This window comes from Nocardia sp. JMUB6875, from assembly GCF_041154655.1.
GTDB lineage: Bacteria > Actinomycetota > Actinomycetes > Mycobacteriales > Mycobacteriaceae > Nocardia.
This window is the reverse complement of record NZ_BAAFGR010000193.1, coordinates 1-12,973: the sequence shown is the minus strand read 5'-3', so window position 1 is coordinate 12,973 and position 12,973 is coordinate 1. Positions and strand designations below refer to the sequence as shown.

Genomic DNA, 12,973 nt, shown 5'->3' with positions numbered 1-12,973 from the left:
GCGGGGATGAGTTCGGGGCGGCAGAGGAGGGCGTAGCCGTCGAGGGTGGTGAGGTCGTCCCAGCGGTGGGTCCAGCCTGGGCGGATCCAGGCGATCGTTCCGGCGGTGAGGGGGTGGGCGACGAAATCGACTGTGAGGCGGCCGGTTCCGGCGGTGCAGTGGGCGAGGACGTGGAAGTCGCCGCGGACCACGGCGCGACCCGCTACCGGCATGGGGCGCAGCTGGTCGAAGGTCAGCAGTTCCAGGCCGGTGGCGGAACCGGCCTTGAGCGCGTACTGCAGGGTTCGAATCTGTTGTCCATTTTTGACCATGAGCGGTCATGAATCTACCTGGCCGGGGAGGGTTTGGGGACCATACCGTCCAGGTATGACGAAAATTGCCGTTGCCGGGGGATCGCTCCCGATTCACCTGCACGAGGGCGTGTCCGACGCGCCGACGCTGGTGTTCCTGCACTACTGGGGCGGGTCGCACCGCACCTGGGATCCGCTCATCGACCAGCTTGGATATCCGGGACGAATGGTCACTTATGACCATCGCGGCTGGGGTGAGGCCCGAGAACTGCCCGGCCCCTATGACATCGCCCAATTGGCCGCCGACGCCCAATGTCTGCTCACCGAGCTCGCGCCGGAACGCTTCGTGCTGATCGGCCATTCGATGGGCGGCAAGGTCGCCCAGCTGCTGGCCGCTCGCCGCCCGGCAGGCCTGGCGGGCGTGGTGCTCATCGCCCCGGCACCCGCTGAGCCGGTAGTCACCGCGGAGATGCAGCGGCAGCTGGTCCACGCCTATGACAACGCCGAGGCCGTGACCTACTCCCTCGACCGGGTCCTCACCCATCGCCCGCTCCCGAACCCCCTGCGCGAGCAGGCGATTCAGGACAGCCTCGCCGGATCGACCCCGGCCCACGAGGCCTGGGCCCTGGACTCCATCGCCCGCGACATCTCCGGCCCGGTCGCCAGGATCGACGTCCCGGTCCTGATCCTGGCCGGTGAACACGACGGGGTCGACCCGCCCCAGACCCTCTCCGAACACCTGCTGCCGCACCTCACCACCGCGACCCTGCGCATCGTCCCGGACACGGGACACCTTTCACCGCTGGAGAACCCGCGGGCGCTGGCCGCCGAGATCCGTGCGGCGCTGGACCATTCGGCCGCTACTTCCGCTCGGCTCCTTTGAATTCGATGGCGGCGACCATGGCGCGGGCCAATTGCTCGGGATCGTCGCCGCCGAGCGTGGAATCGGCCAGTGCGCCTTCGCGCCACAGGGTGGCGAAGCCGTGCACGAGCGACCAGGCCGCCAATCGGGCGGCAGGTCCGCCGGTCGCCGGTATCCCCAGTTCCATTACTCCGGAACTCAATTCGCCGCCGGGGCGGTTCCGGGCGGCGATCAATCGCTCGTCGTCCGCGCGCAGCAGATCGTGCCGGAACATCACGTCGAAATGCCCGGGATGGTTGCGCGCGAACCGAATGTAGGCGACCGCGACCTCGCGGAAATCACCCGAGGCCCCCCGCAATTCGGCATCGAGCAGCTCGAAACCCTCGATCGCGAGCGCGGTCAGCAGGCCTTGCCGATTCCCGAAATGATGCGCCGGGGCCGCATGCGACACCCCGGCCCGCTGCGCCAGCGCCCGCAGCGACACCGAATCGACCCCCTCGGCCGCGATCTGCTCGGCGGCGGCCCGCAGCAGGGCGGTCCGCAGATCTCCGTGGTGATACGCGCTCTTCGTCACTCCTCGATGGTCGCCCAGAATCTAGACATTGACAAGTTCCCGAGGTCACGCCTATCTTGTCAGTGTCTAGATTGCTCTGATCGCAAGGAGTCCGGGATGGCCCCGCTCATCGTCCTCATCATCGTCACCGGCCTGGCCCGACTGGCCGGCCTGCTGCACGCCACCGACTGGCTGGACTCGTGGCCGCACGCCGCCCGCCTCGGCCTGGCCGCCATGTTCACCCTCACCGCATCCGCGCACTTCCTGCAGCCCCGCCGCGACGCCCTGATCGCCATGATCCCGCCGCGCCTGCCCAACCCGGCCGCCCTGGTCACCCTGACCGGCGTTCTCGAATTGGCCGGAGCGATCGGCCTTCTCATCCCCTGGGCCGCACCGCTCGCCGCGGTCTGCCTGGCCCTGATGCTGCTGTTCCTGTTCCCCGCGAATATCCGCGCCGCGCGGGAGAGCGGTGGAATCAAGACCATGCCCCTGCCCCTGCGCGGGCTGGTTCAGGTGGTGTTCATCGCGGCATGCGTGCTCGCCGCCTTCTGAAAAGTATTCGGGTGAAAAGCAATCGGGGCCGCGGCAATAGCCGCGGCCCCGATTCATGCCCACCGAGTCATTTGATCGCGACCGGGCTGATCGGTGTTCCCACCGCGCCCGGAACGTGCAGGGCCGGCGCGCACAGCAGGAAGTCGTACACCCCGTCCTCGGCGCAGTCGCGGCCCAGCGCCTCGAGATCCCAGATCTCGCCGAGCGGCATGCCCATATCGCGCAACGCCAGCATGTGCAGGGGCATCATCACGCCGTCCTCGGGGCGCATCACTTCGACGGCTGGATTGTCGACGGCCACCGCGGCGATGTCGCGCCCGTGCAGCCATTCCGCGCAGCGCCAGCTCAAACCCGGACTGCCGCCGAACCATTCGGACTGCCTGCGGGTTTCGAGGAAGCGGGTCCACCAGCCGGTGCGGATGACGAGGATGTCGCCGGGCAGGAGCTCGACGCCCTGCGCCTCGATCACCGCGTCCAGATCGTGGGGGCCGACGACGGTACCGGCGTCGAGCCGATCGACGCCGCGGTGTCGCGCGACGTCCAGCAGGACGCCTCGCCCGACCACACCGCCGCGCGCCGCGACGTGCTCGATGCCGAGCTTGGTGGCGCCCCGGCTGGTGACGACGGCGGCCGGATAGCCGTTGTACAGCAGTCCGTCGTAGTACACGTGTGAGAGCGCGTCCCACTGCGTCGCGGCCTGCAGCGGCATCATGATGTAGTCGTCGTTGAACCGCATCGGACTGTTCGCGTACATGGCCGCGATCTGCGCATCCCCGGCGCCGCCCCACTCGGCGAGATGCGTCGCGAGATCGGCGTCACCACCGTCGACGGCCATCAGATGAATCGGATTGCGCCGGAACCCGCTGGACCCCTGCGGACCGTCCGCGTCGAACGGCACCCCCAGCGCGATACTGCGCCCCTGACGTGCGCGGGTGGCCGCGTGGGCGATGCGCTCCGGAGTCAGCAGATTCAGCGTCCCGAGCTGGTCGTCCGCACCCCACCGCCCCCAGTTGCGCACTCTCTCAGCGGCTTTGCGCCATGCTTCGGTCACGGGGACGCCTCCATCCGACGGGTCGAATCGATCTTTACCCGGTCCCTCGGAGCCTGTCGAGAGTCAGTCCCGGTCGGTCTGGTTGGATGGGCGCAGTGACCAGCGTTCCCTTCCGATTGATCGGCGACCAGCGGCTGGACCGGGTCATGCCCGCCTGGGCCGAGCACTATCCGCCCTACGACACGGTCGTCGGCTACTCGGACCTCGGTCACGCCTTCCTGATGAGCAGCCGCACCGGCGAATACGGCATCTTCGACCCGTACAGCCCCGGCGTGAAGGACTACGGCGTCTTCACCGAGGTCACCGACTTCGTCAGCCAGGTGCTCTTCGACCCGAGCGTCATCACCTACGTCCTGCAACCCGGACACGTGGCCGAGATCCGCAAACGACTCGGCCCGCTCGGCGACGACGAGGTCTACATCGCCACCCCGTACCCGTTCCTCGGCGGATCGGAAGCGCCGGAGTCGTACCAGAAGGGCGGCGTCTGGGTATTCTTCGACCTGGTCGCCCAGGCACACGAGGACGAATGACCCCTGACGAGTTCGACGAAGTCGAGCGCACGGAGGACTATCGCGCAATTCCGCGGCTCAGGGCGATGGTGTTCGACGAGCAGCTCCCGGAGTCGGTGCGACGCCGCGCATCGGACGTTGCCGCCGCAATCGACGGCACCGTCACCGGCGAGCAGTGCCGAAGCTGGTGGGCCAGTGGGGATCCCGTGGTCATGCGGCACGCATTGCGACACATGGAGCGCAGCGAGGCCGACGTCGTGGTGCCGGTGGCGAGCGACGATACGCACCCTCTGCAGCCAATAGCCTTGGCGGTCATGGGTTTCGGATTCGACGCGGCCGAGTTCGTCCCGGTAATGGTGCGTGCGCTGACGCACAAGGATCCCGCGGTGCGCAGGGCTGCGGCTGCGGGGCCGTTGTTCTGGCATGAGCCGGTAGCGGCCGAGGCGGGCTTGCTGGCGGCCGCGCAGGACGAAGTCCTCGAGGTGGCCGAGGCGGCTATCGATACCCTGCGGTACTACCCGACGCGGCGAGTGCTGCGCGAGATCGCGGCGCTTCGGGATGACCCGGACGAACGGCGAAGCGCCGCCGCCGTGGTGACTTTCGACGAGCTGCGGGACAACTTCGAAGAGACCGTGGTCGGGGGAAAGCCGAAAGCAATCGTGCGGCTGAGGGAATGGATGCTGCCTGTCCACGACCTGGTGGCGTGGCCGGCCGACATCGAGGTGCATGAACCGCCGGGGCTCTACCTTCCTCGCCCGCGCCGCGCTCGTCGCCCGCTCGGCATGTTTCCCGAATCCACCGTGTTCGCACTGCTCGAAGATCCGAATGCCACCCGGGAAGAGCTCGAGCAGACGCTCTACAAGGTCGATTGGCTGAGCTACAAACGCGGAACCCGGGCACGATTGGCCGCCGAACTGGTGGCTCATCCGAACCCGCTGATCCGCGAAATCGGCTGTACCGCACTCGAAGAGTGGGGTCGGGCCGGAGACCTCGTACGGCTGGTGGACGATCCCGATCTCGCCGTCCGCAAGTCCGCGATGTATGCCCTGGGTGGTCTTCGCGCCGATCCGGCGATCGCCGAGCTGGCCTGGCATCGACTGCCCGCCAAGTCTTCGACGGCCGCGCAGGAGGCCCTGCGAACCTACGTCGCCCACGCGGGCAACGACGCGAAGGACCGACTTGTCGCGCTGGTCCGATCCGACCCCCGAGAAGACGTTCGCTACGAGGCCGTTCGCGACTTGACGGGTCTTCGGGCGGCCGCCGAGATCCACACCCTGGCGGATTTGCTGGCCGACCCACCCGGCGTGAACTGGTCCATCCACACCGCCCTGCTCGGAAGCATGCGCGAGCTCGATCTCGACGCGGCCGTCCCGCCGGATCTCATGGCAGTCGACAACCTCCATCTGCAGCAGGCGCTCGCGAACTATCTGGCGCGCCAATCGTGATCAAGCACCGCTCTCCGGTACCGGGTGGGCGGTATGGTCGGGAGGTTGTGCGCTCCCTCGGGTCCGGCTACACCGCGACCGGCGGTGAGCCGTCGAAAGGGAGTGGTGGACATGGTTGTTCGTCGCAGCTTCGCAGTCGTCGCCCGGCGGGCCGCGCTGGCCGCGGGTGCGGTGGGTGCGTGTGCCGCGTTGACGGCGACGGCCGTGCCCGCCACGGCGGACAGCGTGGATCTCGGTCGGCTGGGCGGCATCGAATTGCTGAACAGTGCATGGTCTTTCGACAAGGCTGCGGTGTCGATCGGGCTGACCTATTCGACCACCGATCAGCGTGGCAATCAGGCCCGCGCGACCGCGGGGCTGTACCTGCCGCCGGGTCTGCCGCCCGCCGGTGGCTGGCCGCTGGTGGTGTGGGCGCACGGCACCATCGGGATCGGCAATGACTGCGCGCCGTCGCATCGTCCGCAGTCGGAGCGGAATCGCAGCTACTTCAACCGGATTCTCGACAGCGGCTATGCCGTGCTGGCTCCGGACTACCAGGGCCTCGGCACCGGCGGCAATTTCAGCTACTACAACACCTCTGTCGAGAGCCGCTCCCTGCTGGACGCCGTCACCGCCGTCCGTGGGCTCCCGGTGCCGTTGACCGGCCACTACGTGCTCGTCGGCCAGTCCGAGGGTGCGCACGCCGTCATGAGCGCTGCCGCGCTCTATGCCCAGAATCCCAGGTACGCACCGGGACTCAACGGCGTGATCGCCACCGGCCTGCGCACCAACCCCGCCAAGAGCCTGCGCGAGATGTTCCGCAGCAGCTCCACCGGCTCCGACAACCAGGTCGGCTACGCGGGCTACTACCTGGCGGCGATGGAGGAGCTCAACCCCGGCAGCGTCACCCCCTACCTGTCTGATTTCGGCAGGGAGTTCGTGGAAAAGGCTGCCACCGAATGCCTTTCGGATCTGGTCGCCGATGCGCACGGCCGTCGTCCCGCCGCCCTGGTGGCCGATCCGGACCGGCCCACCCCCACCTTCGAAGCCGACATCAAATCCCTTGTCTCCTACCAGGAGAAGGTCCCCGCCGACCTCATGATCGGCTACGGCACCGCCGACATCGACGTCCCCCCGGCCGATACTCCCGCCTACGGCCCCGCCCTGCAGGCCCGCAACCCGTGGGCGACGGTGACCGTCAACGCCTACCCGGGCAAGGACCACAGCGGCGCGTTCCTGGCCTCCCTCCCCGACGCCCTCGACTTCCTCCACACCCACTTGCCCTAGAACCGGTTGAGCGGCCGAATCTGCGGTGACACAGCGGAATTGATCTGCAAGGCGATGATCAGCCCGATACTCAGATAGGTGCTGAGCGGGCACAGCGCCACGGCCACCGCGTACAGCACCTGCACCACCACGATCCGATTGCGAATGGCCGCAACATCTTCCGGCGTAGTCGCGTCCGCGAACAGTTCCGCCCGCCCCGCGTAGCGCAGCCCCGTCAGCTGCGCGAGACCCAGGTACAGCAGATCCACCCAGTACACCAGCAACGCCAACCGTGACTGCGGGAACGCCGCCAGCAGCGCGGTCGCGAACGGCACCATGGCGACGCCGAACAGGAACATCAGGTGGATCCACGCCAGCGACCGATCCGCGCGGGCCAGCAGATTCAACTGCGTCTGCTGCCCGATCCAGAACATGCCCAGGGTGAGGAATCCCAGGAAGCAGATGAGGAATTGGGGCCCGACATGGGTCAGCGCATGCCACACCGGCGCCTCGGCCGAGACCGCCCCGTCCGACCACAGCAGCCGCTCATGCCACGCCTCGGACGCCGGGACGTGCAGTTCCAATACGAGCAGGGTCATGGCGACGGCGAAGATGCCGTCGCTCAATGCCGCCAGGCGACCCAGGTCCTGTGCGGCGATGCGGTGATAACGCGCCATGGGTCGAAACCCTAACCGCGTTATGCCGCAAGCTCTCTCGTGGCCGGACGTGGGCCGGTGTGCCATCGGCTGGTCGGGCCGATGGCACACCGTGGGTTACCGGATCAGGGGTTGGGTGTCCAGCACGCCAGCGGCGGGCCGGGCGGGTAGAGCATCGACCAGCCGATCAGCGCGCCGATGCCCGCGCCGATCGCGGCGCCGGGGAAGGCGCTGAGGGTGCCGCCGATCACGCCGCCGACGAGGGCGCCGAGAATGGCGTTGCACTGGTGCATCGTCACGTCGGGGTCATCGACGGGCTGGGTGGTGTCGGGGGCGGTGACACTGGGGGCGGGATCCACCGCGAGGGGATCCGCGTTCGCCGCGCCGGCTGCGATCAAGCTGCTGGCCGCGACCGCTAACAATGCAGTTGCTGTCGAGCGTTTGCCGATCATCGCTCCTTCTTCCGTGGCTGGTAGAAGTGCTATCGCGAGTGAATGTGCAACCTGGTAGCTAATCCATGCGTACCACCGATGGCAGTGGTTTATGCAGTTTCGGGAAATTTGTGACCACTGGGCTATTCGGCCGTGATCGGCGAGTCGCGGTGTGTTCGAACACCTATACGGTGGTCGTATGCGGATAGAGATCACCAGCGACCCGGTCGAGTTCCGCGCCCGGGTTGCCGGTTTCCTGGAGCGGGATCCCTTGCGGCACACCGTGATGTACACGGTGGTGGAGAACGAGATCACCGGTCTCACGGTCACTGAGGAACTCTCGTATTTCGCATCGGTGCACGAGGGTGACGAGGTGGTCGGCGTCGCCATGCGCACGGCGGGCCGCGGCGTCTGGCTGGGCGAGATGCCCGAGCGCGCCATCCCGGAACTGGTCGAACGATTCGCTCAACTCCTGCCCGAGATCCGCGATGTGGACGGCTCCGAATCCGCCGCCCTGGCCTTCGCTCAGGGCTGGGCCGCCCGGCACGGCACCACCCCTCGACTGGTGCTCTCCGAACGCCTCTACCGGCTGGGTGAGCTGCGCACACCGCCCGCGCCGGGTGCGCCGCGCCGGGCCACCGAGGCCGATCTCGAACTCTGTGCGCGATGGGTCGCGGCCATGGCTCGCGAACTGGAGAATTTCCCGCTGGCCTTGACCGAGTCCGCGCTGCGCGCCCGCATCCGGGCGGGCCGCTGGTGGCTGTGGGAGGACGAGGGCCGCCCGGTGAGCCTGACCGCGCACCAGATCCCGCTGCGCGGCTGGGCCAGGATCGGTCCCGTTTACACACCACCCGAAACCCGGGGCCGCGGCTACGCCTCCGCCCTCGTCGCGCACGTCTCCCAGGTGATACGCGACGACCTGGGCGCAGACGTCTGCCTCTACACAGACCTCGGCAATCCGACCTCGAACAAGATCTACCAAGCGATCGGCTTCGAGCCGGTCTTCGACCAAATCCTGTACGCCTTCGAATGACGAAGAGCCGCCGGCGAAAGCGCCTGCGGCTCAGAGTTTCTGGGGAGCGTTCAGTTGGCATTGACCGGCAGCGACAGCACCACCTCCTGTTCGTTCCCGGCGAGGTAGTGCACGCCCACCACGCGGCCGACCTGGACCAGCGAGACCGCGGCCGGGGGCAGGAACTTCTCGGTCCGCGCCTCGAAGGTGCTGCCGTCGGGGCGGGTGACCACCAGGACCAGATCCAGGCGGGAGTAGCCGTCGCGGATCTCGCCGGGCACGCTCAGCGAGCGCACCACCGCCTGGGCCGCGACGCCGCGCCGGGCGATCTCGATCTTGGCGGGAGTGGTGAAACCCTTGCGAATCATGGCCGCGTTCATGGCATCCTGCGCCGCCGAGGTGTCGCCGGACAGGTCCACCTCGACCTTGTTCAGATTGTCGGGCAGGTAGCGGACCGGCAGCACCACGCCGGGGCGCAGCAGCGCCAGCTGGGTGAGCGGCACGATCATCTTGGCGTGCGAGGGGAACACCTTGCCGTCGGCGCCCTCGACCCGGAAGTCGATGCGCACCTGCGGCTGTTCGTTGAGGTAGACGCCGGTCTGGCGGACACCCTCCACGGTGCCCAGGCCCACCAGGCCGTTGCGGAACTGCGAGCTGTTGTTGCCGGTGAAGGCCGAGATAATGCCGTCGCCGGTGAAGGCGAAGGCGATGGGGATGACGGTCAGGGCGATGATCGGCAGCGCCATCTGCGGGCCGACCCAGCCGAAGACGTCGTCGGAGGTGAGGCCGTGCCAGAGGTAGTAGCCGATGGCCAGGACGCCGAAAACGATTGCGGCGAGGCGGATCTGATTCTTCATGTGCTTTCCGGTTCGAAGATGTGAGCGGACGTGGGGGATGAACCCGCTCATGCCCGATGGCACGAGCGGGGTGTAGCGGAGGCCCCGGCATCCAGGGCGGACTGCTGGTCGAATGCGGCCTCGGCCGGGCGGGCTAGCCGCCGACGACGGTGCTGCAGGCGAAGACGATCTCGAACTTCTCGCTCTTGGGCCCGGCCATCGGGTTGGACATGTCCACGCCGCCGACGCCCTCACCGGTCACGGTGTAGGTGTTGCCGCTCTTGGTCACCTTCGCCGAACCGCCCGGCATGCCGTTGCCGAAGCCCAGCGCGTACGGCTGGCCGTTGGCGCCGCCCTTGGTGCCCGCGATGCCTACCGCCTGCACGGTGTCGGTGCCGGTGATGGTGGCGCTCGCGGTGAGGGTGCCGTAGGTGGAGTTGTTCTGATCGGTCAGAGCCAGCGCCAGGTTGCCGCCCTGCTTGGCGCAGGTGGTGTCGAACTTGCCGGAGATGGCCTTGCCGTCGACCGAGGCCGAGGAGCTGCCGCCGGCGGGGGCATTGCCCGGGGCGGAGGTCTCCGGGCCGGCGGGGGCGGCATTGGTGGCCTTGGTGGTCGGGGTGGAGTTGGAGTCGCTGGAATTGCTGCTGCATCCGGTGACCAGCAGGGCGGCCGCGGCGGTCGCGGCGAAGACGGCGGTGGTCAGGCGGATCGGCTTGCTGTTCATGGTCTTTCCTCGTTCTCGTGAAGCTGGCTCCGTGGTGGAACCGATGCCAGAACCGTAGGAATCGATACCGTCCCTACCGATCCCAACTTCCGGGTCGCGCTGGCCCCCGAAACCGGGATAACCTGGGCGAATGCGACGACCGCGGGCCATGGTGCTGGATGAGGTGTGGCGCCGCCTCGACGGTGTCGAACCCTTGAGCGGCCCACACGGCGGGCCGCTGCGGCGCACCGTCAAGCTGGTCCTGGACCCCTTGGTCATTCGCCCGGTTCAGCACCCGGCCTGCGCGGGCGCCATGCTCTCCGCCGACGGCGCGGTGTTGCTCGCCGCTCGCGTGCACGCCGCCGCCGATGTCCTGCGCGCCACCGCCGCCTGGTTCACCCTGCTCAAGCAGACCCGGCGCGGACTGCGCATCACCGAGGGCAATGCCCAGGACCTCTACTTCCAGCGCTGCTTCGAACTCGCCACCATGCACGGCCTGCCCGACCCGGTCCGCGACCGCGCCACCGCCGAAGCCGCCCTCCGCGAAATCCACGGCCTCACCGCGGGCCGCACCACCCAGGCCCTGAAGGAATACCTTTCCGACCCCGCCCGAGCCGCCGACCTGACCGACCTCATTCACACCGCCTGGCGGCGGCGCCCCCGCACTGACGTCCCCGACCATTCCGAGGCCCTCGCCGAACTCTTGGAAGCCTGCGCCGCAACCAGATTCGACGATGCCGATGCCACCGCCGACCTCGACGAGGCGATCGCCGCATCCCTGGGCACCCACACCGGAATCCGGCTCTGGCGCAACGACATCGCCCAGGAACTCGGTCTGACCCTGTTCCCGCTCCCGCAACCGCCGCGGGTCGGCGAATCCGCCTCCACCGCCACCCTCGGCCTCCCCTTCGACCGCACCATTCACGAGCGCATCTTCACCGTCCTGCAAGCCTCCAGCGAACGTGCCGACCTGCCCCCGATACCGGAACTGGTCGACGCCGAAATCGCCCGCTCCTGCGCCCCCTGGGCCCTGCTGGACGAGTCCCTGCGCCTGGCCGCGGCCGTCGGAGCCGCACTCGCGGTAACCCTGCGCCCGCTGGGCGGCCTGCCCTCCCGCAATGGCGGTTCCACCCTGAGGGCAGCGCTCGGCGACTCCGCCGCTACAGGTGACGCGGCCCCGCTGACGAGCACGGCCGCGGGTCTGCTGGGCGCGGCGGTCGGCCTCACCGGCACTGCCGCCGGGCTGCTGGGCACGGTCGTCGGGATGGCGGGCCCGTCCGCCACCGCCGTGGTGGTCGGCGCGGTCGTTGGATCCACCGGTGCGGCAACCGGTTTGGCGGACGCCGACGGTGTCTCCCGGAACGGGAGCGCGGGCCTGGTCGAGGACTCGGTGGCCGGCGGGGCGGCGGCGCGGGTGATCAATGGGCGGTGGCAGCGCGAGGCGTATGTGTTGCAGGCGCGGCGGATGATGGTGCGCGAGGATGCTGTCGATGGGCCGTTGGGGGCGGTCGCGGCGGATTTGCGGGTGCCTTGGCGGCCGTATTTGCGGAGGTTGTGGGCGCGGTTGCACGGGCGGGATGTGCGGGAGTTCTCCGTGTACGCCGCCGATGAGCTCTGGGATCTGCTGGACGGGGTGGCGCGGTCGGTGATCCTGGACCACCGGATGCGGGTGAAGCGGGCGTTGGCCGCGAGTGCGGCGGCCGAGCCCGATGATCGGGAATCGAGGGCGGGATGAACTCGACGGTCATGATCCAGCGGTATCCCGATGGGCTGTACGGGATCGTTCCCACCGAGGCACCGGCGGTTCTGTCGGCAGCGCCCGGTCCCGACGTCATGGTGCTGGAGGTGCTCGGCGGGCACCTGGTCTGGGATGTGCTTGCCGGACAAGAACTCCCCGCTGCCATGATCGACGATCTCGACCTGGCTCAGGAATGGGTCTGGGCCATTTACGGCGAGGCGGTCGCACTCGCTCTCGACGGAGCCGGTACAGAGCACCCGGTCGAAGCGCCCACACTCCCTGCCGTCGCAGCCGTGAGTGCCCGGCGACTCGCGTACGCGCACTGGGCATCTCGATGGTGGCCCGCCTCTACCCTCGACGGCATCGCCGCCCTGGACCCGGCGCTGCTCGATCGCGACATCGCCACGCTGACCGAGGAATGTGAGTTCTTCGTGGATGGGGCGGACGCTCTCGTGCCTTCGCTTTCGGATGTTGTCGAAAGTTCTTTGCGTGCCTCGGATTACGCGCTGGCCGCCGGGGACGGTCCGCATGCCGCAGGAACGCTCGTCCTCGCACGCGGCACCGGTGGCTGGGATTGGCGGCGCTGCCCGCCCGGACTGGTCGATGCTTCCGAATCCGCCGTGTCCTGGCAGCTCATCCGCGATGCGGGTGCCACCACGGTGGCCATCACCGTCGCGGCCCATCCCGCCCTGCCAGCCGAACTCCCGGCTCATCTGCGCCCCTGGGCGCACATCGATACCGGGCGCGACGAGTTGGACACCGAACTGCGTGCCGTCGATGACACCTGGATCGGTGAATACCCGCTGTCCGCACCGTCTTCCGCGGTCCGGATCGACATCCACGTTCCAGGTTTCGGCCCGGTCCCGGACTCGGGCGAGCTCTTCGCGGCTCCCACGCCCTCCCCGGACGCGGCACTGCGTCAGCGCATCCGCGACTTCGCGGCGGCCAGATTGCGTGCCGCGGCGATTCCGACGGCCGACGACGATCCGTTCGCCCCGCTGCTCGCTCAAATCGCGGCCGCCGCTGGAGATTCGGACTTCTGACATGCGGGACGGCGTCACCGGGGACAGCAATCCTGAGAGCCCATTGT

The 12,973-nt window shown here is 68.5% G+C and carries 15 protein-coding genes; 8 read left to right on the top strand and 7 right to left on the bottom strand.

Annotated features, from left to right (window positions below; genetic code table 11):
• Positions 1-311 (bottom strand): AraC family ligand binding domain-containing protein (locus ACAM49_RS33825; protein ID WP_369639614.1); only part of this gene is annotated, 311 nt, incomplete at its 3' end.
• A gap of 55 nt (positions 312-366) precedes the next feature.
• Between ACAM49_RS33825 and ACAM49_RS33820 the strand changes: the two genes are divergently transcribed.
• Positions 367-1,173, top strand: a complete 807-nt coding sequence (locus ACAM49_RS33820) for an alpha/beta fold hydrolase (RefSeq protein ID WP_369639613.1) — start codon at positions 367-369, stop codon at positions 1,171-1,173.
• On the opposite strand, the gene ACAM49_RS33815 is transcribed toward ACAM49_RS33820, so the two are convergent.
• On the bottom strand, positions 1,151-1,726 hold the full coding sequence (locus ACAM49_RS33815; protein ID WP_369639612.1) for a TetR/AcrR family transcriptional regulator: 576 nt from the start codon (positions 1,724-1,726) through the stop codon (positions 1,151-1,153). The genes ACAM49_RS33820 and ACAM49_RS33815 overlap by 23 nt on opposite strands.
• Positions 1,727-1,822: 96 nt before the next feature.
• Between ACAM49_RS33815 and ACAM49_RS33810 the strand changes: the two genes are divergently transcribed.
• On the top strand, positions 1,823-2,257 hold the full coding sequence (locus ACAM49_RS33810) for a DoxX family protein (protein WP_369639611.1): 435 nt from the start codon (positions 1,823-1,825) through the stop codon (positions 2,255-2,257).
• A gap of 67 nt (positions 2,258-2,324) precedes the next feature.
• Here ACAM49_RS33810 and ACAM49_RS33805 read toward each other — a convergent pair whose 3' ends face one another.
• Complete coding sequence (locus ACAM49_RS33805; protein ID WP_369639610.1) at positions 2,325-3,308, bottom strand: cyclase family protein; 984 nt, start codon at positions 3,306-3,308, stop codon at positions 2,325-2,327.
• A gap of 95 nt (positions 3,309-3,403) precedes the next feature.
• Here ACAM49_RS33805 and ACAM49_RS33800 point away from each other — a divergent pair, with 95 nt between their 5' ends.
• From ACAM49_RS33800 to ACAM49_RS33790, 3 genes are all read left to right on the top strand, one after another.
• Positions 3,404-3,838: a T6SS immunity protein Tdi1 domain-containing protein gene (locus tag ACAM49_RS33800; protein ID WP_369639609.1), complete on the top strand. Its 435-nt coding sequence runs from the start codon at positions 3,404-3,406 to the stop codon at positions 3,836-3,838.
• Positions 3,835-5,262, top strand: coding sequence for a HEAT repeat domain-containing protein (locus ACAM49_RS33795; RefSeq protein ID WP_369639608.1), 1,428 nt, complete (start codon positions 3,835-3,837; stop codon positions 5,260-5,262). Before ACAM49_RS33800 ends, ACAM49_RS33795 begins: the two co-directional genes overlap by 4 nt.
• A 111-nt stretch (positions 5,263-5,373) precedes the next feature.
• Positions 5,374-6,528, top strand: coding sequence for a lipase family protein (locus tag ACAM49_RS33790; RefSeq protein WP_369639607.1), 1,155 nt, complete (start codon positions 5,374-5,376; stop codon positions 6,526-6,528).
• Here ACAM49_RS33790 and ACAM49_RS33785 read toward each other — a convergent pair.
• Both ACAM49_RS33785 and ACAM49_RS33780 read right to left on the bottom strand, forming a co-directional pair.
• Entirely contained in the window at positions 6,525-7,184 is a 660-nt protein-coding gene (locus ACAM49_RS33785) for a TMEM175 family protein (RefSeq protein WP_369639606.1), read from the bottom strand. The genes ACAM49_RS33790 and ACAM49_RS33785 overlap by 4 nt on opposite strands.
• 104 nt (positions 7,185-7,288) lie before the next feature.
• A complete protein-coding gene (locus tag ACAM49_RS33780; RefSeq protein WP_369639605.1) occupies positions 7,289-7,615 on the bottom strand; it encodes a hypothetical protein in 327 nt (108 codons plus the stop codon).
• A 178-nt stretch (positions 7,616-7,793) separates the two neighbouring features.
• On the opposite strand from ACAM49_RS33780, the gene ACAM49_RS33775 reads away from it, so the two are divergent.
• The gene (locus ACAM49_RS33775; RefSeq protein ID WP_369639604.1) at positions 7,794-8,627 is read left to right on the top strand and encodes a GNAT family N-acetyltransferase; all 834 of its coding nucleotides are present in this window, start codon (positions 7,794-7,796) and stop codon (positions 8,625-8,627) included.
• A gap of 50 nt (positions 8,628-8,677) precedes the next feature.
• On the opposite strand, the gene ACAM49_RS33770 is transcribed toward ACAM49_RS33775, so the two are convergent.
• Both ACAM49_RS33770 and ACAM49_RS33765 read right to left on the bottom strand, forming a co-directional pair.
• Positions 8,678-9,463, bottom strand: coding sequence for a hypothetical protein (locus ACAM49_RS33770; RefSeq protein WP_369639603.1), 786 nt, complete (start codon positions 9,461-9,463; stop codon positions 8,678-8,680).
• 133 nt (positions 9,464-9,596) lie between these two features.
• Positions 9,597-10,166 (bottom strand): lipoprotein LpqH, encoded by a 570-nt coding sequence (locus ACAM49_RS33765; RefSeq protein ID WP_369639602.1) that lies wholly within the window; start codon positions 10,164-10,166, stop codon positions 9,597-9,599.
• 130 nt (positions 10,167-10,296) lie between these two features.
• Here ACAM49_RS33765 and ACAM49_RS33760 point away from each other — a divergent pair, with 130 nt between their 5' ends.
• Together ACAM49_RS33760 and ACAM49_RS33755 are read left to right on the top strand one after the other, a co-directional pair.
• A complete protein-coding gene (locus ACAM49_RS33760) occupies positions 10,297-11,880 on the top strand; it encodes a hypothetical protein (RefSeq protein WP_369639601.1) in 1,584 nt (527 codons plus the stop codon).
• Complete coding sequence (locus ACAM49_RS33755; protein ID WP_369639600.1) at positions 11,877-12,926, top strand: hypothetical protein; 1,050 nt, start codon at positions 11,877-11,879, stop codon at positions 12,924-12,926. Before ACAM49_RS33760 ends, ACAM49_RS33755 begins: the two co-directional genes overlap by 4 nt.
• Positions 12,927-12,973: the final 47 nt, after the last annotated feature.

Excerpts from the sequence above, each read along its gene's own strand:
- ACAM49_RS33820 (WP_369639613.1), top strand. The coding sequence starts at position 367 with ATGACGAAAATTGCCGTTGCCGGGGGATCGCTCCCGATTCACCTGCAC.
- ACAM49_RS33810 (WP_369639611.1), top strand. The coding sequence starts at position 1,823 with ATGGCCCCGCTCATCGTCCTCATCATCGTCACCGGCCTGGCCCGACTG.
- ACAM49_RS33795 (WP_369639608.1), top strand. The coding sequence starts at position 3,835 with ATGACCCCTGACGAGTTCGACGAAGTCGAGCGCACGGAGGACTATCGC.
- ACAM49_RS33790 (WP_369639607.1), top strand. The coding sequence starts at position 5,374 with ATGGTTGTTCGTCGCAGCTTCGCAGTCGTCGCCCGGCGGGCCGCGCTG.
- ACAM49_RS33785 (WP_369639606.1), bottom strand. The coding sequence starts at position 7,184 with ATGGCGCGTTATCACCGCATCGCCGCACAGGACCTGGGTCGCCTGGCG.
- ACAM49_RS33780 (WP_369639605.1), bottom strand. The coding sequence starts at position 7,615 with ATGATCGGCAAACGCTCGACAGCAACTGCATTGTTAGCGGTCGCGGCC.
- ACAM49_RS33775 (WP_369639604.1), top strand. The coding sequence starts at position 7,794 with ATGCGGATAGAGATCACCAGCGACCCGGTCGAGTTCCGCGCCCGGGTT.
- ACAM49_RS33770 (WP_369639603.1), bottom strand. The coding sequence starts at position 9,463 with ATGAAGAATCAGATCCGCCTCGCCGCAATCGTTTTCGGCGTCCTGGCC.
- ACAM49_RS33765 (WP_369639602.1), bottom strand. The coding sequence starts at position 10,166 with ATGAACAGCAAGCCGATCCGCCTGACCACCGCCGTCTTCGCCGCGACC.
- ACAM49_RS33760 (WP_369639601.1), top strand. The coding sequence starts at position 10,297 with ATGCGACGACCGCGGGCCATGGTGCTGGATGAGGTGTGGCGCCGCCTC.
- ACAM49_RS33755 (WP_369639600.1), top strand. The coding sequence starts at position 11,877 with ATGAACTCGACGGTCATGATCCAGCGGTATCCCGATGGGCTGTACGGG.